The organism is Sphingomonas sp. Leaf231 (genome assembly GCF_001421995.1).
GTDB lineage: Bacteria > Pseudomonadota > Alphaproteobacteria > Sphingomonadales > Sphingomonadaceae > Sphingomonas.
Genome location: NZ_LMLS01000005.1, coordinates 205,166 through 224,780, shown reverse-complemented (window position 1 = coordinate 224,780; position 19,615 = coordinate 205,166). Strand labels below are relative to the sequence as shown.

Annotated in this window: 14 protein-coding genes; 8 read left to right on the top strand and 6 right to left on the bottom strand. The window is 64.7% G+C overall.

The genetic code is table 11. The features are described 5' to 3' along the window. Positions 1-50: 50 nt before the first annotated feature. A complete protein-coding gene (locus ASE95_RS15500; RefSeq protein ID WP_156348081.1) occupies positions 51-2,432 on the bottom strand; it encodes a TonB-dependent receptor domain-containing protein in 2,382 nt (793 codons plus the stop codon). Positions 2,433-2,771: 339 nt separating this feature from the next. Between ASE95_RS15500 and ASE95_RS15495 the strand changes: the two genes are divergently transcribed. From ASE95_RS15495 to rpsU, 3 genes are all read left to right on the top strand, one after another. Then, a complete protein-coding gene (locus tag ASE95_RS15495) occupies positions 2,772-5,162 on the top strand; it encodes a TonB-dependent receptor plug domain-containing protein (RefSeq protein WP_056638255.1) in 2,391 nt (796 codons plus the stop codon). Further along, complete coding sequence (locus tag ASE95_RS15490; protein ID WP_056638252.1) at positions 5,162-6,412, top strand: aminotransferase class V-fold PLP-dependent enzyme; 1,251 nt, start codon at positions 5,162-5,164, stop codon at positions 6,410-6,412. The genes ASE95_RS15495 and ASE95_RS15490 overlap by 1 nt, the downstream gene beginning before the upstream one ends. Positions 6,413-6,568: 156 nt before the next feature. Next, complete coding sequence (gene rpsU / locus ASE95_RS15485; protein ID WP_037535892.1) at positions 6,569-6,769, top strand: 30S ribosomal protein S21; 201 nt, start codon at positions 6,569-6,571, stop codon at positions 6,767-6,769. 167 nt (positions 6,770-6,936) lie between these two features. On the opposite strand, the gene ASE95_RS15480 is transcribed toward rpsU, so the two are convergent. The 5 genes from ASE95_RS15480 to ASE95_RS15460 form a co-directional block, all read right to left on the bottom strand. Next, on the bottom strand, positions 6,937-8,499 hold the full coding sequence (locus ASE95_RS15480; RefSeq protein ID WP_162234706.1) for a CehA/McbA family metallohydrolase: 1,563 nt from the start codon (positions 8,497-8,499) through the stop codon (positions 6,937-6,939). Between the two features lie 11 nt (positions 8,500-8,510). Then, positions 8,511-10,922: a TonB-dependent receptor gene (locus ASE95_RS15475; RefSeq protein ID WP_056638249.1), complete on the bottom strand. Its 2,412-nt coding sequence runs from the start codon at positions 10,920-10,922 to the stop codon at positions 8,511-8,513. A 521-nt stretch (positions 10,923-11,443) separates the two neighbouring features. Then, positions 11,444-11,644: a hypothetical protein gene (locus ASE95_RS18365; protein WP_235528350.1), complete on the bottom strand. Its 201-nt coding sequence runs from the start codon at positions 11,642-11,644 to the stop codon at positions 11,444-11,446. Between the two features lie 207 nt (positions 11,645-11,851). Next, positions 11,852-12,529 carry a UPF0149 family protein gene (locus ASE95_RS15465; protein ID WP_235528349.1) on the bottom strand — a complete coding sequence of 226 codons (678 nt, stop codon included), beginning with the start codon at positions 12,527-12,529 and terminating at the stop codon, positions 11,852-11,854. 319 nt (positions 12,530-12,848) lie between these two features. Next, positions 12,849-13,742, bottom strand: a complete 894-nt coding sequence (locus tag ASE95_RS15460) for a LysR family transcriptional regulator (RefSeq protein WP_056638242.1) — start codon at positions 13,740-13,742, stop codon at positions 12,849-12,851. A 111-nt stretch (positions 13,743-13,853) separates the two neighbouring features. Between ASE95_RS15460 and ASE95_RS15455 the strand changes: the two genes are divergently transcribed. From ASE95_RS15455 to paoC, 5 genes are read left to right on the top strand one after another with little or no spacing between them, the layout of a single operon-like run. Beyond that, complete coding sequence (locus ASE95_RS15455; protein WP_200918856.1) at positions 13,854-14,462, top strand: nuclear transport factor 2 family protein; 609 nt, start codon at positions 13,854-13,856, stop codon at positions 14,460-14,462. A gap of 32 nt (positions 14,463-14,494) precedes the next feature. Then, a complete protein-coding gene (locus ASE95_RS18360) occupies positions 14,495-15,661 on the top strand; it encodes a (R)-mandelonitrile lyase (protein WP_056638737.1) in 1,167 nt (388 codons plus the stop codon). Between the two features lie 14 nt (positions 15,662-15,675). After that, entirely contained in the window at positions 15,676-16,317 is a 642-nt protein-coding gene (gene paoA, locus ASE95_RS15445; protein WP_056638239.1) for an aldehyde dehydrogenase iron-sulfur subunit PaoA, read from the top strand. Beyond that, the gene (locus tag ASE95_RS15440; RefSeq protein WP_056638236.1) at positions 16,314-17,267 is read left to right on the top strand and encodes an FAD binding domain-containing protein; all 954 of its coding nucleotides are present in this window, start codon (positions 16,314-16,316) and stop codon (positions 17,265-17,267) included. The genes paoA and ASE95_RS15440 overlap by 4 nt, the downstream gene beginning before the upstream one ends. After that, positions 17,264-19,519, top strand: coding sequence for an aldehyde oxidoreductase molybdenum-binding subunit PaoC (paoC, locus tag ASE95_RS15435; protein ID WP_056638233.1), 2,256 nt, complete (start codon positions 17,264-17,266; stop codon positions 19,517-19,519). The genes ASE95_RS15440 and paoC overlap by 4 nt, the downstream gene beginning before the upstream one ends. The last annotated feature ends 96 nt before the right edge of the window (positions 19,520-19,615 follow it).

The following is a 19,615-nucleotide window of genomic DNA, read 5'->3' as shown; positions in this document are numbered from 1 at the left end:
GATCCGCGGCCACGCATGGATCGTGCCCCCGTGGCAGCCGGTTTATACCGTCAGAAGTCGAACGATAGCGAGGCAGTGACCGTGCGCGGCGTCCCAAGGAAGGCCGATCCGCCATCCGCCCCGGCAAGATAGCGCTCGTCGGTCAGGTTGGTCGCCTGCACCGTAAGCGATACACCGCGTAGCTGCTCGCTGACTGCGTCGAGATCGACACCGACATAACCGCTGACGAGCGTGAAGCTGCCGGCCTTTGCCGCCCCCTTCGTATCGACGTTGCGATCGCCCACGAACTTGGTGGCCACACCGGCCTTGAAGATCGACTTCTTGTAGTCTGCGGACGCTACCCACATCGTGCGCGGCGAGTTGATCACCTGCTGGCCCGGCGTCACGCCGACATCGTCATCCTGCGCGGCGTTGCCCGTTCCGATGTACGTCGAATGATTGTAGGTGTAGCTGCCCGACAGCGTCAGCGGCGGCAGGATGCGATACGCCAAGGCCGCCTCGATCCCGCGGCTCTTGACGCCGCCGACGTTCAGATAAACGCTGTCTTGTTGCTCCAGATAATCGATTCCGGTGACGAGGTTCGACGAGATGGACACGATCTGGTTCTTGAACTTGATGTCGTAGCCGGTCAGCGATGCCTGGATACGGCCGGTGCTGTAGCGTGCGCCGATCTCGATATTGTTGGCGGTTTCCGGGCGCAGGTTGCGGATCGTCTCGGCGGGCTGGCCGAGCGGGCCGTTACCGATCGCTGCGAAATTCTGCGAATAGCCAGCAAACAGTTCCATGTCCTGGATCGGCGCCTGATAGGTCAAGCCGACATTGATCAACGGATCGGAGTGCGACTGGATCGACGTCGCGCTGCGATCGCCGAGCAATTCGGTGCGGCTCTGGTCAAGGAAGAACTGCTTGATGCCGAACCGCGCGGTTAGTGGTCCGTAGGTCAACGCATCTTCGACGTAATACATGACCTCGTCCAGCCCGTAGTCGGTGCTGAACTGCACGTAATAGGGCGTGCCGTCGAAGGCCGGGCCAACCCGCGCGTTGCTGACCTTGTGCCAGTCGCGCAGCTGATTGGCACGGCTGTGCTCGAACCAGAAGCCGACGCGGAACTGGTTCTGCACGACACCGAAATCGTGCCGCCAATCCAGGTCGCTCGTGAAACCGAACCGATCGTTCTCGTAATGCGTGTGGCGGTAGGACATGACCGGCGTGGCGTTCGACGCGTAGCAGGCGGGCGACGATCCCGGGGGCACGCCGCCCGCCCCGGCACAGCCAGCGACCAGCGCCGCCGCCGCACCATTAGGCGTGACAAAATAGATCTTGCCGAGGGCATCGCTCCCCCGCACCGTCGCGCCGCCGAGATACTCGCTCTCGGGGCTGCCGGCACCGTCGTTGCGCACGTCGACCAGATACGGCGGCGCGAAGTCGCCGCGGCCGCGCATCCGGTGATAATATCCCGCCGCTTGAAGCTTGATCTCGCCAAGCTCAGTCCGCGCCTTTAGATAGCCAAACAGGTTCTTGCGCAGCGCACGCGAGGTCGACCGATAGGCCTGATCCACATAGGGCAGGCCGGTCCATGTGTCGGTATAGGCGTCATGGTTCGGATCATTGGCAAACTGCGCGGGGGAGACCGAGCCAAATTCGGCTTCGTCGGCGTCGTCGTAGGAGGCGAAGGCGGTCAAATCGACGGTCCCGGCACGGCCGAGCAGTTTGGCATCGACGTGATCGCGCCGCGTCTCGCCCGATCCTCCGATCCAGTCGCGTACGCGCGACGTGGAGGCGCTGACATAGGCGCGCGTGTCCGGTGCGAAATCGCCGGTATCGCCCCGCACGTAGAATTTGCGTGCACTGAAGTCGCCGGCCGCCCCTGTGAAGCGCAGCCGACTTTCGGCGGCTGGATCGGAAGTCACATAGTCCAGCGTGGCGCCGAGCGCTTCGTTGGACCGTGACGAGATGTCGGCGGTTCCCTGAGACACGTTCACCGTTTTAAGATCGAGCACGTCCAGGTAGCGATTGGCGCGCGATCCCCCGCCGTAACCCGACCCGCCGTTCGGCAGGCCATCGATCGTGGAGCCGATCTGCTGCCCGCCGCCTCCGCCGCTGTTGAACCCGCGGATACTGATCGATGTCGCCCAGTCGGACGAGCCGAAGGCGTCGCCTTCCGCGACGAAGACGCCCGGTAGTTCGTTGATGACGTCATTGACGCTCGCGAGAGCGGACTGGCGTTCGATCATCGGCGCGGTGACGCGCGTGTTCGCGAACGCGGTTGACTGGCCCGTCACGACGATATCATCGGCGCGATTGTCGTCCGCCTCCGAAGTTGACGCTCCCTTTGCCACCGGCGAGGCCGCGCTCGTCGTTCCGGTTTGCGCGTGCGCGTGCGTTGCTGCCACGATCGCCAGGATCGCAGCCCCCATCATTCCCGTCTTCATGTCTTCTCCCGGTGCCGCAATCCCTTCCGGGCAGGCCTCTTCGTTGAAGCGCCTTTGGAGATACCGTATGACATGGATGTGACGGTTGCTTTCAAAGAAACTCCACACGTCCGATCGAAGGCAAGTGTCTACCCCGTTTGCCTGCTGTTCGGCGGGGAAGCTCCTTAAGGCGCGATTTGCTAGCCGTGGTGCGTAGTTCCGGCGAGAAGATCTTCTGATCCACCCCTTCGCTACCGCTCTCACCGTAATGATCTTGACGCCGTAAAGTCACCAACCTGACATGCCGTGCCCCTAACGCGCACCCAGCGCGGGCCTCCTGGAGCCGCGACGGGAGAAATCATGAAATTCGCGACGAGCTGCGCGGTGATCGCGCTGCACTGCCTTGGTGCGTCCAACGCGTTGGCACAGACGGCCGATAACCGGTCTTTTGCCGGCGCGAGCACAACTAGTCCGCCGCAGGACGAGGTGGTGGTGACCGGCACACGGGAGCGCGGCCGCACGCGCTACGACGCGCTCGCTCCGGTCGACGTACTGTCCGAGGCGCTGGTGCGCTCCAGCGTGTCGAGCGACGTGAACGACAATCTTGCGCAACTGCTGCCCTCCTTCAACGTTCAGCGCTTGCCCGCTGCGGACGGCCAGGCGTTCGTTCGTCCCGCGTCGCTGCGGGGGCTGTCGGCGGACCAGACGCTCGTGCTGGTGAACGGCAAACGTTACCATCGCTCGGCGCTGCTAGGGACGCGCGGCGCGCAATCACCCGACCTTGCCAGCATACCGTCGCTCGCGATCAACCGCATCGAGGTACTGCGCGATGGCGCCTCAGCGCAATATGGTTCCGATGCGATCGCGGGCGTGATCAACATCATCCTCGACGACGCGCCGGGGATGGAAGCGTTCGGGCAGTTCTCGCAATATTACGAGGGCGACGGCAACGAATATCAGACCGGCGCGCGCGGGGGCATTGCGCTCGGCGAGAACGGCGCGATCGTCCTCACCGGCCAGTTCGACCGATCGGACCCGACCTCACGCACGCGCCAGCGCCCGGACGCGCTCGCCTTTCAGGCGGCACACCCTTCGATCGCGCTGACCAACCCGGTGCAGCGCTGGGGCCAGCCGGACGAGGAGCGCGTCCGCGGCGCGGTCGATCTCCACTATGAGCTGGCACCCGCCGCGACGCTTTACGCCTTCGGCACGGTGCAGCAGGGCGAGGGAGTGACCGATTTTAATTGGCGCAACCCCGATGGCACCGCCAGCGTCTACGGCGCGAGCCGCGCCTTCCCCGGCTTCAGCTTTACCACCCTCTACCCCGCCGGCTTCACGCCGCGTTTTGGCACCGAGTTCGCCGACCTCCAGCTCGCCAGCGGACTACGCGGCGAGCTTAGCGATCGCTTCAGCTACGATCTCAGTGCCTCAGCCGGTCGCAGCCGAATCGATTACAGGCTTGGCGAGAGCATCAACGCTTCGCTCGGGCCGCTGAGCCCCACGAGCTTCTACCTCGGTCGCTTGACGCAGCGCGAATTCAACCTGAACGCCGATCTAGTATACCGGCTGCCGGTCGGCACGGCCGAGCCGGTCAACATCGCGTTTGGCGGCGAGCGTCGGATCGAGCGCTATATCGTCGGCACGGGCGACCCCGCGTCCTACGCGATCGGCCCAGGCGCGACGACGGGCCTGGCGCCGAACTCGAACGGGTTCCCGGGCTTCGGCCCCGCCCAAGAGGGCGCTTTCCGCCAGCGTAGCTACGCCGGCTATGTGGATCTCGCCTGGCGGCCGGTCGAGCAGCTCTCCCTTGGCGCGGCAGGGCGCTATGAGGACTTTTCAAGCTTCGGCGACAAATTCACCTACAAGCTCTCTGCACGCGTCGATCCCGCGCACTGGGTCGGCGTACGTGGAACTTATTCCACCGGTTTCCGCGCGCCGACGCCGGCGCAGCTTAACACGCGAGTGGTGAGCCAAGGGCTCGATACGCGCACGCTGCAGGTCTTCAATCAGGGGCGGCTCGCTCCGACTGATCCGCTGGCGGTCGCGCTCGGCGCCGCGCCGCTGCGGCCCGAAACGTCGAAGAATGTCAGCGCCGGGCTCGTGTTCCAGACCAAGGTCGGACTCGGTGCGACGGTCGACCTCTATCAGATCGACGTCGACGACCGGTTCAGCCAGTCCGCCACGATCGCAATCCCGGCGGCGCTGCCCAACCCGGATCGTTTCACCTCGATCAGTTACTTCACCAACGACTTCGACACACGCACGCGTGGCATCGATGCGGTCCTGACCTACGCACGCGAGGTCGGCTCCGGCCGCGCCAACCTGAATCTTGCTTACAATTACAACCAGACGCGGGTGCGCAGCGGGACCAGCGCCGCGATCGCCAGCACGACGCAGCGGCGCGTGTTCGAGGAGCGGCTGCCGCAGCACAATGCCACCGGCACATTGGGCTACGATCTGGGTCCGATCGGCCTGCTGATCCGCGGGCGCTACTACGGCGCCTGGACCGACGTGACCGGCAACGCGACGGGCGAGCTGTTCCAGCGTTTCGGCGGCATCGCGTTGTTCGATGCGTCGATGACGTATCGCCTCTCGCCCAATCTGTCGCTGCGCGCTGGTGCGGAGAACGTGTTCGACACCTACCCGGCCGAGGCGACCAACCAGGCCAATCGCGGCCTGATCTACTCGCGCAACGCGCCCTATGACACCGATGGGGGTCAATATTATATCCGCGTCGGCGTGAGCTTCTGATGATCGACCGGCGCGCCTTGCTCGCTGGCGGCATGGCGGCCGCGGCGCTGCCGACGGCAGGCACAAGCGCCGCGGCGACCGGTGAGGAGGCTTTTTGGCGCAGCGTCGCCGCCACCTATGACCGCCCCGCCGACGTGATCCAGCTGGAGAACGGCAATTGGGGTGCCATGCCGCGCCCGGTGCTGCACGCCTATCAGGAGACGGTCGCACGGGTGAACCGTGACACGAGCTTCTACGCGCGCCGCGGGATGACAAGCGACATTGTCGCCTCGCGCGCGGACGTCGCCGTCGAACTCGGCGTGCCGCCCGAAGAGATCGCGTTCACGCGCAACGCCACCGAGGCGCTGAAGGCGCTTATCCTCGGCTATAATCGGCTCGAGCGCGGCGATGCCGTACTGTACGCCGACCTCGATTACGACAGCATGCAGGCCTGCATGGAAAGCCTGGGGCCACGAAGGGGCGTGCGCGTGCTGAAAATCGCGCTTCCGGAGCCGGCCACTCGCGAGGGTCTGCTCGACGCTTATGAGCGTGCGATCCGAGCCGAGCCGCGACTCCGGCTGATCTTGCTGACGCATCTCAGCCATCGTACCGGTCTGGTCCTCCCGGTGCGCGAGATCGCCGCCATGGCGCGGGAGCGCGGTATCGACGTGATCGTCGATGCGGCGCACAGCTGGCAGCAGCTCGACTTTACACTGCCCGACCTAGATTGCGATTTCGTCGGCCTGAATGGTCACAAATGGCTGGGTGCTCCGCTGGGCGTCGGGATGATCCACATACGCCGCGCCGCGCTCGCCAGGATTGATGGCGATCCCGCCGAGGAGAGCGCCGGAGCGAATTCGATCCGGTCGCGCGTCCACACCGGCACGCTCGACTATGCCGCGCAGCTGACGGTGCCGGCGGCGCTGGCGTTCCAGCGCTCAATCGGTCGCGCGCGCCGCGCTGCGCGACTCCGCTGGCTGCGTGACCGTTGGGTAGCCAAGGCACGGCAGATTGACGGCGTTGAGATCCTCACGCCCGACAATCCCTCTCTTCACGGTGGCATTACGTCGTTTCGCCTGCGCGGCGTGACGGACATAGCCGGCAATAAGGCGATCGCAGCACGCTTGCTTGATCGCCACCGCATTTTCGCCGTTCATCGCGATGGCCCCGCTAAAGGTGCTTGCATAAGGGTCACGCCAGCCCTGTTCACGCAAATTAGCGACATCGATGCTCTCGTTTATGCGCTCGCCGAGCTCGCCTCCAAGGCGTAAACATTGAGGTCGTGACGCAGAAGCAGGCGCTCACTTCGCTTTCGCGGGACTCTCCCACCAGACGTTCGATCAGCTGCGGCTTTTTGGCTCGTGTACTTCACCCGGGTAGCCTAAAGCGCGAGTGCACATCGCTCCCTTGCAAGTAGAAGCCAAGAAATGCAGATCATCGTCCGTGACAACAACGTCGACCAAGCGCTGCGTGCGTTGAAAAAGAAGCTTCAGCGCGAAGGCGTTTACCGCGAGATGAAGCTCCGTCGGCATTACGAAAAGCCCTCCGAGAAGCGTGCGCGCGAGCACGCAGCGGCTGTAAGCCGGGCCCGGAAGGCTGATCGCAAGCGAGCTGAGCGGGATCGCTAACGCTTGGCAGTTAGACCCAAAGTCGGTCGTTCACAGCGCGGGAGATGCGTTCCGGAAGAGGATATCTGTTCAGGACCGAGTGTGAGTAGGAAGCGTCAGCCTCCGGGCGGAAGCATTATTCTCGTCAATGAGTACAGGTTGCTCCACCCGCCTCGCCGCCGTCCAAATCATTCTACCGTTCGGTCACACGGGGCTAGATAGATGGGATTGCCAATCAATAATGGTTCGCCGCCTCGCTCGACAACTGCCGCCAGCCACTTCGTCGCCGCGCCCTTGCCCAGCTTGGTCGTGACCGTTGCGTCCGCATCGCTGATTTGCATCGCGCTCATCTCGCCACGGTCGCCGAGCAGTCTGACAATGGCTCCGACACCACCGATCACGTGCGTACTGACTTGGACAGAGCCGCACAGCGGCAGGCTACCTCCCATCGACGCACTCACCCCGCCCGCGGTAGCTGAAAGGTCGAGCAGGCGCTGCCTTGTCCCGGCGACGTCGACGAACACGCGGCCGGCGCGAATGCCGTCGAGGAGAGCCGCCATCGACAGCTCGCTCGCCTCGATCACCGTGGTCGGACGCCCAACACGCGACTGACCGGTCACACCGTCAGGATCGTGATTGTCGCTCCCCGCGACCGCCGTGACACGATCCCCGGCATTGAGCCGCTCACGCCACCGGGTCAGCCCCGTCATGGGGCCGGTGGTCACCGCGCCGTTGATCACTTCGATCGCGTCGACTTGGCGCCAGTCGGTGTCGGGCCATGTCCAGCCGCACCCCATGCAGCGCTCGCCCGAGGGCAGACCGGGGTGGTTGAGCGAGAACAGCGCACCGGCGGCATGCGCGTCGCGCTGCAATGCCGCCACGCCCTCGCGTCCCGCGAGCCGGAAGTCGACGAAGCGCGACGGCGCGAAGATGTTGGCGTGGCCGTGGAAGGTGGTGAGCTCAACGCCGGGGATCAGCAGCAGCGGTGCGACCCAGGGCTGGAGTTCGCGCAGCGCGGAGAAATGCGCGACGGTGTTGTGGTCGGTCACCGCGATGAAATCGAGTCCCGCCGCCGCGGCTGCGAGAACGGTGCGGAACAGCGGGCACGGGACGCGCGCACGGATCGCTGCGGCAGCGGTGGCGCGGGTGGCGCAGGAGCCGTCACTGTTCGCGTCGTGGAGGTGGAGGTCGCCGCGGTACCAGGCGCGGCCGGTACGCAGCGGCGCGCCCTCGGCCTGGGCCGCGGCGGCGCGCCCGCCAGCGCGGTCGAACCAGACAAGCACTCGGTAGCGGCTGCGCGTGCCGGCACGAATGTTGGGCACGCCGAGCATTACCTGCCACGTGCCGGCGGGGAGCGGCCCGGCGAGATAGCCCGGCGTCGCGTCGGTGGTGGCCACCGTCACGCGGTCTCGCGCGCCACCGCTCCAGCCGCGGAAGCGCGCCGGATCCCACAGGCCGAGGTCGACCACCGTGTGCTCCGCCTTGTCGTAGCTGAGCCCGAGCGTGATCCGCTCGACCCCCTCGGGGACGGCGACCGGGATGGCGCGATAGGTCTCGTTGTCGGAGCGGGTAAGCTCGCCTGTAAGGATGATGTCCTGAGCCCGCGTGACCTGCGGGGTGAGAAGAAAGAGAGCGAGGAAGGTCAGGAGCAGACGGCGCGCGCCTTGCCCCTCACTGCGACGCCGCGCGCCGCCCGTACCCTTCCAGAGCGAGTGCCATGACACCAGGCGATGCGAGCGACGAAAACGCATTACGCCTCCGCTCAGAACCGCACGTCCACCGCGACGCGCACGTTGCGCCCGAGGATCGGACGGCCGATGAACAGCGAGTCGGTCGCCTGGCCGCTGGTAAGCTCGCCCGCGCGCGGGTTGCCCTCGGTCAGCCCGAGCGCGTTGGTGAGATTGTCGCCATAGGCCCACAGCGAGACGCGATCGGTCAGCGCGAGGCGCGCGCTCGCGTTGAGCACGGTATAGGCCGGCAGATCGGAGGTGTTGGCCGCGTCGGCGTAGCGCTTGGTGTAATGCTCGACATCGCCCTGCACGCGCAGCCGATCGCCAAGCAGCGTCACCGCCGGGGTGGCGCGCAGCGCCAGCTTGGGCACGCGGAGCAGCTGGTTGCCCGAGTAATCGCGCGGCGTCAGCGTCGTACCCGACAGCTCGTTGTAGCGCAGGTCGCGAAAGGTCGGGTCCTGCGCAGTGGCGTTAAGCGTGAAGTCGAACCAGCTCACCGGCCGCACCGTCGCCTCGAACTCCAGGCCATAGGCACGCGTGTTGGTGTAGATTGTCTGCTGCGCGTAGCCGCCGGTCGCGGCGTCGAACTGGAAGTTGCCGATCGAGTAAGCGTCAAAGTCGGTCAGGAAGGCGGTGGCGTAGGCGCTCAGCAGGGGGTCAGAATATTTCAGCCCGGCCTCGTACATGCGGATGCCCTGGGTACGCGGCTGCGCGGTGGCGCTGGTGATGAAGCTGCCGACGCTCGGCAAGCGGAAGGCCGAGGTGTAGCGCGCGAAGACACCCGCCACGTCGGCGAACTGCCAATCGACGCCGATGGTCGCGCCGACGCGGTCGAAGGTGCGATCGAAACCGACGAACTGGCCGTTGCCGGTGAGAACGTTATTGTCCGCCAGCGTCGCGGGGTCCCCGAGGTTGACACTGGTCGATCCCTCCTGCGCGCCGTCGGTCTGGACATGCTCGTAGCGCAGCCCGCCATCTACCCGCACGCTCGGTAGCAGCTGCCACTCGTCTGAGGCATAGACCGCCAAGGTCGTCTGCTGCCCGCTGCCGTTGGCAAACTCGGAGCCGTAGCGCGACACGCCGTTCTGCGTCCCTGCGCCGACCACCTGACCGGCTGCGTTCACCGCGACGAAGTCGAGCAGGCGCGAGTTGTCCGACACGTCCTGCAGCGTGGTCGCCGAATAGCGTCGGAAGGTCTCTTTCACGCGCGCGAGATAGCCGCCAATCGCGACGTCGTGGCTCTGGCCGAACAGTTCGAACCGGCGGCTCAGCCGCAGGTCGTCGAGGAACTCGCTCTCGATCACCGTCACCGGACGCGCGCTGTTCTCAAAGACCAGCCCGTTGCCGTTCTGCGCCGCCAGGTCGAACGCCTCGCCTGTATCAGTGTAACGAAGCCGCACGTCGCTCGCGCCTGGATAAGCGGCGAGCAGCGCGGCGCGGCGCGACCCGACATAGCTCGCCGCAGTCGCTATCGAGGCGGGATAAACGCCGTTGCGGACCGTGTTCGACGAACGGTAGCGCGCGTTGTTGGTCAGCTTGACGCCATCGCCCATGTCCCACGCGGCGAGTACGGAAAATTGGTCGAGCCGGATGCTGGTGCCGTCGGTGTTGTTGAAGTTCACCAGGCCGTTCGCGCTCCGCAGCGTGAGAAAGGCCGAGGCGCGGCTGGCAGTGGTGCCATAATGCGGGTCGAACCCCGGTATGCCGGCGACCTTGCCATCGCGGCCCTTGGTCAACGGGATGCCGGTGTAGAAGATCGCGTTGTCGTCGAGGTGCTTGTAGCTGAGCGTCAGCTGCGCGTCGCCGAAATCCTTGGCGAGATCGGCGCGCACCTGCCCGCCCTTGTTGCCGGTGTAGCCAGGATCGCGTACGCCCTGTTCGTTGCGGTAGAAGCCGCCCACGCCGAGCGTCCAGCCGTCCGCCAGCGGCGTGCCGACCCAGCCGTCGAAGCGGAACAGCTCCGCGGTGGGGCCATAGAGCACGCGCGCGTTGGCGCTGAGCGCGTCGGCGGGCTTGCGCGTGATGTAATTGACCACGCCGCCGGGCGCGTTGGAGTAGAAGATCGAGGACGGTCCGCCGCGCACCACCTCAATACGCTGCACCGACTCGTCGATGCGAAAGGCCTGGTCGGCGTTGAGGTAACCGAGCGCGGGATCGTGCTGCACTGGCAGGCCGTCCTCGAGCAGGTTGATCGAGCCGAAGCCGTCTACCGGGATGCCGCGGGCGCGCACGTTGCCGCTGCCCTCGCCGCCCGACGCCTCGACCCAGAAGCCGGGGACCGACTTGAGCGTCTCGGTCACGCTCGACGGCGCGCGCGAGCGGATCGCAGCGTCGTCAAGCGTGGTGACCGAGTAGCTGGTCCCCAGCTTGGTACGCTCGCCGCTGCCGGCGCGGCCCGTGACCACGATCTCGTCGCCCTCGGAAGAGGCCGGCTCGCCGCCCACGGGCGCCGGTGCGGTTTGTGCCCACCCTGAGGTTGCCGCGAGACAAGCAGCACCGGCACACAGCGACGCGAAGACTCTAGCTCTCATCATTCTCACCCGTGGCGTATTTCAATCGCTTGCAGTCGGTTAGGGCACAGGCATGTCACTTCCGAGACAAGCACATCGAACAGCACGAACGGTTCGAGCGCTTCGGAGCGGTCGTAGACCGCACCCGAAGCGCCTACTCAGCGATGTCTCTTGGGCAGCAGGACCCATTAGCCGCCATTCAGCTCGTCTGGTCGACTTCCCGATTTCTGCCGTCCGTTCAGCTAGCTTTCCCGCATCAAGGGCACGCGCGCCAGCGCACCCACCGGGTCGCCGGCGCGTTCTCCTGAGCAGGGGATCTCAGATCATTTAATGTAAACCTTCGGTCCGTCGCCAACACGCGGGGATGATCTTACGCAGACGGGCGATTTCCGACGCGAGCACCCGGTCGACAAGGTCATGCCCCGTTTGCAAGCGCTCAATCGCTGCGCCGATCGTCACCTTTCGGCTTCGAGCAGCGTCTTCAACGCTCCCAGAGCCCCCTTCACCATACGCGCGTCGCGCTTGAAGTCGGCGTCGGTCATGCCCGGCTGGCGAAACAGGACGAGCTGCACCTCGGTGCCGTCGCCGTTCGGAACCATGCGCATCGGCACCACCACGTCGGGTTTGCCGTTCAGCACGATGCCGTGATCCAGCACCCCGAATACGTTGGACTCACTAAAGTGGATCAGCGCCTCGCCCTCAAGTGTGTCGGCAACCCAGCCGCGCTCCGTAGGGCGAAGGCTGTCAGCCAGTCCGGCCGCCCAACGCGGAAAGTTCTCCGATGCACAAAAGCATCGGCCCTCTTTATCGGCACGCGAATGGTGACGTGTAGAATGCGCACTTCGCTGGTCGTAATGATCGCTTCATCCGCAGCATCGCTTGCTTTTCTCGCCCGAACCGCAGGGACACGGGTCGTTGCGACCGACCTTGGCAGCGCGTCCGCCAGTCGGCGGGCTTACCGAAGAGCCGGTGTTCTGCATACGCGCAGCGTGAAGCTGCAGAACTCCATCGATGATCTTCGATGGCGCCTGATCCTCCAGCGCGTTGATTTGCATGCTGTCGAGATCGCTCTCGTTCCGAGCGATCGCGATCAGGGTCGACATGCTTGAGATGGCCGTCTTAACATCGGCATCTTTGCTCGCATTTAGCGCCGCCCACGCCTCTGGCCGCAGCTCCATCGCTTCGGCGAAGCCGTCGATCCACATTTCCCAGAGCACGTCGCCGTTGCGCTCGTCGACGTCGAAGATTGGCTGGAACTTGCCGCGACCGAGATCGCGAACGATCTCGTTGTATCGGGCCAGGACGGCATCGGCGAACCACTGCACGTCGACGGGGTCGTCGAAGGGTGCGGTTCCGCTCTCGTCCGAGCCCCAGACGCTCTGGAGCCATTCGGCAGGCATAATGAGCTCGGGAGAGACGAGGACGCCGGTGAGGAAGCCATCCAGCTCAGTCAGCAGCATCGGTTCGTCAAGCGGGAGATCGGCCAGCGCATCGTCCAGGCGGCGGAGTCGGGAGGGGAGCTGTCTCATGTCGATCGGCAATGGCTACCTGCGATGGCTACTGGAGCGGCGTCCTATCTTATCAGGCCGGAGAAGCTACCTCGACAGTCGGTCCCACAGGAGCGACCAGCGCCGAGACTGAGCGAATTGGCTGCGGACCGGTCGCTTGGCTACCGGAAAGACCCACAAACGGCCATTCGCGCCGGCTACTCTGTATCCCAGGTTCAGACATTCATTCATGTCGAAGACGGACGTGCTGGGAATCGCATCAAAATCAGCTTGGCGACGCGTCAACGGCACAAAAACTCATGGTTCAGAGGGCTTGGATGTATCTCGCGTCCCGGTTCGTTCAACATTTGTCTCAGACGCGGTAACGCAGCGCTTCCAGCATCAAGCTGAATGCGGGCGATGGCTGTCGCCGACTAGGGTAATAAAGATAGTAGCCATCGAACGGTTCGCACCAATCCTCCAGCACCCTCACAAGGGCGCCCGAGGCAAAGTGCCGGGCGACATGGCCCTCGACCGTGAAAGCGATACCCCGTCCAGCCAGCGCTGCGGCGACGATCATGTCGGCGTCGTTGAATACCAGCTGGCCCTCCGTTTTGACCTTCAACTCCTTGGCGTCGCGTTCGAACTCCCATGCGTACAAACCACCTGAAGTCGCCATCCGAAGGCTGATGCAATTGTGCTTCGCAAGATCATAGGGGGTTTGGGGTGTCCCATGCCGTTCCAGGTAGCTTGGTGCGGCAAACGCAGCCATGCGCAGCCTCGGGCCGATCGGCACCGCGATCATATCCTGTTCCAGTCGCTCACCGAGCCGAACACCGGCGTCGAAACGGCCGCTGACGATATCGACTAGGCCACTTTCGATACTGACCTCGACGTTGATGTCTGGATTGCCAGCCGTCAGTCGGTCGATGACCGGCCATAGCACCGCACGTGCCGCGTGTGCGCTCGAGGTAATACGAACCGTTCCAGCAGGGCGTTCACGCAGCTCGGTCAGCGAGGCGAGCCTATCATCGATGTCGTTAAGAGCGGGGCGCAGTGTTTCGATCAAACGCTCACCGGCTTCGGTGGGAGCAACGCTTCGGGTCGTTCGGGTCAGCAGTCGCAAGCCGAGTTTGGCTTCCAGTCGTCGCATCGTATGGCTTAGCGCCGACTGCGAGATGCCGAGTTTCGCCGCTGCTTTCGTAAAGCTGCGCTCCTCGGCGACGGCCAGAAACATGGCCAGGTTACCCAGATCCTCACGCTGCATTTCAAGTCGCCACCGAGCGTTTCATGACGTCATGTCATAGGCCCAAGCGATTTGCCCTGTCTAATCCCCAAGATAGCTGGGCGTAAATAGGGATTGCCGTGGTTCTGGCGCTTGATCGTCATTCCAGGCCGCTGCTTCGGCAACGGTCTGCACCCTTTTGAACCTCATGCGGGAGCAGTTGTGATGGACACTCGATCAACCCAGGGAATGAAGCGGCTTGGCCTGCTAGGTGCCGTCGCCTTGTCATTGCTGCCGATGCAGCCCTTGCTCGCGCAGCAAACGCCGCCCCCCCCGACGGAGACGATCAAGACGGCTGCCACGCATACCCCGACCGAGCAGCAGCTCATCGACCTGTCCAGGACCAAATGGGATTGGATGGCAGACAAGAAGGTCGACTCCCTCGCGACGCTCTTCGACGATCGGGCCATGTTCACCCACATGGGCGGAACGTGGGGCAAGACCCAAGAACTCGCTACCATCAAAAGCGGCGGAATCTGGTACAAGAAGGCGTCGATCTACGCGGTTGATGTGCGGGTATTCGGCAACACCGCGATCGTTCTGGAAGACATGGACCTGGAGGCCGTCGTTGGCCCTCGCACCGTCACGAACGCCTTCATGGTCACGGAAGTCTACACGAAGCAGGCCGGCAATTGGCGCTTGGCCCAGCTCACCTTCTCGCACCTTGTCCGTCCGGTGAAGGCAAGCGCCAGCAGCAATTGACCCAACCGGAGGCTAGGATGGGAGACGAAACGATGAAGGTTGCATCTGCAACTGCTGCCGCGCTGGCGATGGCCGTGCCGGTCGAGGCGCAGGAGCGTCCGTCGCTTGCGCCCAAAAACATGCAGGCAATCGCGCCGGCATTGGCTGGCTATACGGACCGGGTGCTGTTCGGCGACGTGTGGGTGCGGCCGGAGCTGACTCCGCGTGACCGCAGTATCGTCACCCTGTCCGTGCTGATCGCGACCGGCAAAACCGCGCAGATGCCGAGCCATCTTGGTCGTGGCCTCGATAACGGCATCAAGCCGTCCGAGGTTGCCGGCATGGTGACGCAGCTCGCCTTCTACACCGGATGGCCGAACGCCGTGTCGGCCCTGAATGAGGTCGAGAAGGTATTTGCCGCGCGCCATGTCGATCTAACGCCGCTTGCAGCGGTGCCTCCGGCCACCGCACCGCTCCCTGCCTCCGATCCCGCGCGTGCCGCGACCGTCAACAGCACGCTTGCCCCAATCGCACCCAAGCTCGCGCAGCTTACCAACGACGTCGTGTTCGCCGACTTGTGGCGGCGCACCGACCTGTCGCCCCGCGACCGCAGCCTCGTCACCATCGCCGCGCTTTCCGCAGGCGGTAACGCCGACCAGCTCGCCTTCCATGTTCAGCGTGGCCTCGAAAACGGGCTGACGCAGCCGCAGATCGTCGAGGCGCTGACCCATCTCGCTTTCTACGCCGGGTGGCCGAAGGCGAACGCCGCCATCGGCGTCGCGGGCAAGGTGTTTGCCAAGAGGGAGGTTTCCGCCATGTCACAGGTTCAGGTTATCCGTCCCGGTCAGGAACCAAAGGCTGGTTCCGCCGACTATTTCACCGGCAGCGTGTCGGTCGCATCGCCCTTCAAAGGCACCGGCGATGCGCGCCTTGGCGGTGCGACGGTCACGTTCCAACCGGGCGCGCATACGAACTGGCACACGCATCCGCTGGGGCAGTTGCTGATCGTCACCGCTGGACATGGATGGGTCCAGGTCGATGGTGAGGCCGCGAAGCCGATCACGACGGGTGACACGGTGTTTATCTCGCCCGGCGTCAAGCACTGGCATGGTGCGGCTCGCGATTGTGCGTTGACCCACGTCGCGGTGTCGGAAGCGCAGGACGGTACGTCCGTGACGTGGCTCGAACCAGTCGCCGACGATTTATACAACAAGCTGTAACGGGAGAGACGGCTATGATGTCGGAAATCGAAATGTCGAGGCGCGGTGTTCTCGCCGGCAGCGCCGCAGCGGCTGCACTGGCAGCGGCCCCGCAAGTGGAAGCACAGCCCACAAAAGCGCCTGCGCCTGCGACCATGCCGGTATCACTCACCGTCAACGGTAAGCGTCGTGACCTCAATCTCGACACGCGCACGACGCTGCTCGATGCACTGCGCGAGCATCTGAAGCTCACCGGCACGAAGAAGGGCTGCGATCACGGGCAATGCGGGGCCTGCACCGTCATCGTCAACGGCGAACGGATCAACTCCTGCCTCAGCCTTGCCGTCCAGCATCAGGGCGACGAGGTGAAGACGATCGAGGGGCTGGGGACACCCGACAAGCTCCATCCCATGCAGGCCGCGTTCGTACGTCATGATGGCTACCAGTGCGGCTATTGCACGCCAGGCCAGATTTGTTCGGCCGTCGCGGTGCTGGACGAGATCAAGCGCGGCGTGCCGAGCCATGTCCAGGCCGATCTTTCTGCGCGACCGCAGCCGACCAACATCGAAATGCGCGAGCGGATGAGCGGCAATATCTGCCGTTGCGGTGCCTATTCCAACATCGCCGAGGCGATGGCGGAAGTCGCGGGAACCGCTAGCAAGGAGATGGGGGCATGAAGCCCTTCACCTATGAGCGCGCGAAGACGCCGGCGGAAGCCGCTGCCGCTGTTGGCCGTCAGCCCGGAGCCAAGTTCCTTGCCGGGGGCACGAACCTGCTCGACCTGATGAAGCTGGAGATCGAGACGCCCCGGCATCTGGTCGACGTCCAGGACCTGAAGCTCGACCGGATCGAGCCGACGACGGATGGCGGCTTGCGGATCGGCGCGCTGGTCACGAACACCGCGCTTGCTGCCGACACCCGCATCCGCCGCGATTATGGCGTATTGACCCGCGCGATCGTGGCAGGAGCCTCCGGCCAACTTCGCAACAAGGCGACCACGGCGGGCAACCTGCTTCAGCGGACCCGCTGTCCCTATTTCTATGACCCCAACATGCCCTGCAACAAGCGCAAGCCGGGATCGGGCTGCGCTGCGATCGGCGGCTATTCGCGTCAGCTCGCGGTGATCGGTTCGAGCGACCAATGCATCGCTACCTATCCCGGCGATATGGCGGTCGCGATGCGCGTGCTGGATGCGACCGTGGAGACGGTCAAGGCGGATGGTACGACCCGCGCCATCCCGGTCGCCGACTTCCACCGTCTGCCCGGCGACAAGCCCCACCTCGACAACAATTTGGAGGCTGGTGAACTGATTACGGCGGTGACGCTGCCCCGGCCGCTTGGCGGCACGCACCATTATGAGAAGGTTCGCGACCGGGCATCCTATGCCTTCGCGCTCGTCTCGGTAGCGGCAGTCATTCAGAAGGACGGGAGCGGACGTGCGGCATTCGGCGGGGTCGCGCACAAGCCGTGGCGCGTCGAAGCGGCCGACGCCGAGATGACCCGGGGGGCCGCAGCCGTGACGGCCAGGGCGTTCGCGAACGCCCGACCGACAGAGGACAATGTGTTCAAGATACCGCTCGCGACGCGGGCGCTTGCAGCCACCATCGCGGAGGGCAAGACAGCATGAAGTTCGACACGCCAGCAGGCACCAACCCGATCGATCAGGAAAAGGTCGTCGGCAAGCCGCACCCGCGCATTGAGGGGCCGCTGAAGACGACCGGACGCGCCGTTTATTCCTACGAGAACCATGAAGCCGCGCCGAACGCCGCCTATGGCTATGTCGTCGGTTCGGGCATCGCCAAGGGCCGCATCTCGTCGATGGACGCGCGCGAGGCTAAGGCAGCGCCAGGGGTCCTCGCGATCGTGACGGCCGATAATGCCGGGTCGATCAAGAAGCAGGGGTTCTACGTCGCCAAGCCGCTCGCGGGGCCGGAGATCGAGCATTACCATCAGGCGATCGCACTGGTCGTCGCCGAGACGTTCGAGCAGGCGCGCCATGCCGCCTCGCTGATACGCGTCGATTATGCGCGTGGGCAGGGCGCGTTCGACCTCGCCGCTGCCCGAGGGGGTGCCAAACCGCATCAGCGCCAACCGGATGTCCGCATCGGTGACTTCGACAAGGCGTTCGCGTCGGCACCCGTGAAGGTCGATGCGACCTACACCACCCCCGACCACAGCCATATGATGCTGGAACCGCACGCCACGATCGCCCGCTGGGACGGCGATCACCTGACGATATGGTCGGCTCAGCAGATCGTCGGTTGGGCGCGACGCGACCTTGGCAACAAGCTCAGTATTCCGCAGGACAAGATCCGTGTCGTCGCGACCTACGTTGGTGGCGGGTTCGGCGGAAAGGGCAGTGTCTGTTCGGACGCGATCCTCGCAGCGCTCGGCGCTCGCGCGATCGGCCGCGCGGTGAAGGTGACGTTGCCGCGCCCGCTGATGCCGAACAACACGACCCATCGCCCGGCCACCATCCAGCGCGTCCGTCTGGCGGCGGGTCGCGATGGTAAGCTGGTCGCGGTCGGTCACGAAACGCTGTCGGGTAATCTGCCAGGAGGGGGGCCGGAGATTGCGGCGGCGCAGACGCAGTTGCTCTATGCCGGTGCCAACCGTCTCAACCTGACTCGGCTCGCGACCCTCGACTTGCCCGAAGGCAATGCGATGCGCGCACCGGGCGAGGCATCGGGCCTGATGGCGCTCGAAGTAGCCATGGATGAACTGGCCGAGAAACTGGGGATGGACCCGGTGGAGCTGCGCGTCATCAACGATACCCAGGTCGTACCCGGCGACCCGGGGCGGGGCTCACCCACCGATCCGCAAGCGGCAAGCGGCAATCAGGGCAAGTCGAAGGAAGGTCCGCGACCGTTCTCCATTCGGCAATTCGTGCCATGCCTGCGCACCGGTGCCGAGCGCTTCGGGTGGAAGGAGCGCAGTCCCAAGCCCGGCAGTCGCCGGGAAGGCCGCTGGCTGATCGGCATGGGAATGGCCTCCGCGATCCGCGGCGCACCAATCATTCCGGCCGGTGGACGTGTCACGCTCGATGGCAAGGGGATCGTCACCGTCGAGAGCAACATGACCGACATGGGGACGGGCAGCTATACCATCATCGGCCAGACGGTTGCGGAGATGATGGGCCTGCCGCTCGATCGCGTCGTGGTGAAGCTCGCGGACTCGAATTATCCCGAAGCGTTCGGGGGTGGAGGACAAGGCGGTGCCGCATCTGCCACGGCCGGTGCCTATGCCGCGTGCGTCAAGCTACGCGAGGCCGTGGCGACGAAGCTCGGGTTCAACTCCGCCGATGCCGAGTTCATCGACGGCGAGGTTCGCGCAGGCAATCGGCGGACGCCGCTCGCCCAGGCCGCGAGGGACGGTGCGATCACCGCCGAAGACAAAATGGAATATGGCGACTTGTCGCAGCGGTTCTCGCAGCAGACGTTCGGGGCACATTTCTGCGAAGTCGCGGTCGATGCCTATACCGGCGAAATCCGCATCCGGCGGATGCTCGCCGTTTGCGCGGCGGGACGCATCCTCAACCCGATGACCGCGCGCAGCCAGGTGATCGGCGGCATGGTCGGCGGTGCGGGCGCGGCGCTGATGGAAGAGCTGGCGGTCGACAAGCGGTTCGGCTTCTTCATCAATCACGACCTCGCCGGATACGAAGTGCCGGTCCATGCCGACATTCCGCATCAGGAAGTGATTTTCCTGGAGGAAACCGATCCGACTATGTCGCCGGTGAAGGCGAAAGGTGTGGGTGAGCTTGGCATTTCCGGCGTTGCACCGGCGATTGCCAATGCGGTCTATAACGCGACCGGGGTCCGGGTCCGGGAATATCCGATCACGCTCGACAAGCATCTGGCGAAGCTGCCGGAGATTTGATGAAAGGGGATGCTGGATCGCCAACTCGCGAAATACTTGAGCAAACGACCCAGACCCGGACATTCAATCGGGCCAGCGCGCATCTCATTTTCGGCC

Bases quoted from the DNA above. Each gene is read 5' to 3' on its own strand.
- ASE95_RS15500 (WP_156348081.1), bottom strand. From the start codon at position 2,432: ATGAAGACGGGAATGATGGGGGCTGCGATCCTGGCGATCGTGGCAGCA.
- ASE95_RS15495 (WP_056638255.1), top strand. From the start codon at position 2,772: ATGAAATTCGCGACGAGCTGCGCGGTGATCGCGCTGCACTGCCTTGGT.
- ASE95_RS15490 (WP_056638252.1), top strand. From the start codon at position 5,162: ATGATCGACCGGCGCGCCTTGCTCGCTGGCGGCATGGCGGCCGCGGCG.
- rpsU (WP_037535892.1), top strand. From the start codon at position 6,569: ATGCAGATCATCGTCCGTGACAACAACGTCGACCAAGCGCTGCGTGCG.
- ASE95_RS15480 (WP_162234706.1), bottom strand. From the start codon at position 8,499: ATGCGTTTTCGTCGCTCGCATCGCCTGGTGTCATGGCACTCGCTCTGG.
- ASE95_RS15460 (WP_056638242.1), bottom strand. From the start codon at position 13,742: ATGCAGCGTGAGGATCTGGGTAACCTGGCCATGTTTCTGGCCGTCGCC.
- ASE95_RS18360 (WP_056638737.1), top strand. From the start codon at position 14,495: ATGAAGGTTGCATCTGCAACTGCTGCCGCGCTGGCGATGGCCGTGCCG.
- paoA (WP_056638239.1), top strand. From the start codon at position 15,676: ATGATGTCGGAAATCGAAATGTCGAGGCGCGGTGTTCTCGCCGGCAGC.
- ASE95_RS15440 (WP_056638236.1), top strand. From the start codon at position 16,314: ATGAAGCCCTTCACCTATGAGCGCGCGAAGACGCCGGCGGAAGCCGCT.
- paoC (WP_056638233.1), top strand. From the start codon at position 17,264: ATGAAGTTCGACACGCCAGCAGGCACCAACCCGATCGATCAGGAAAAG.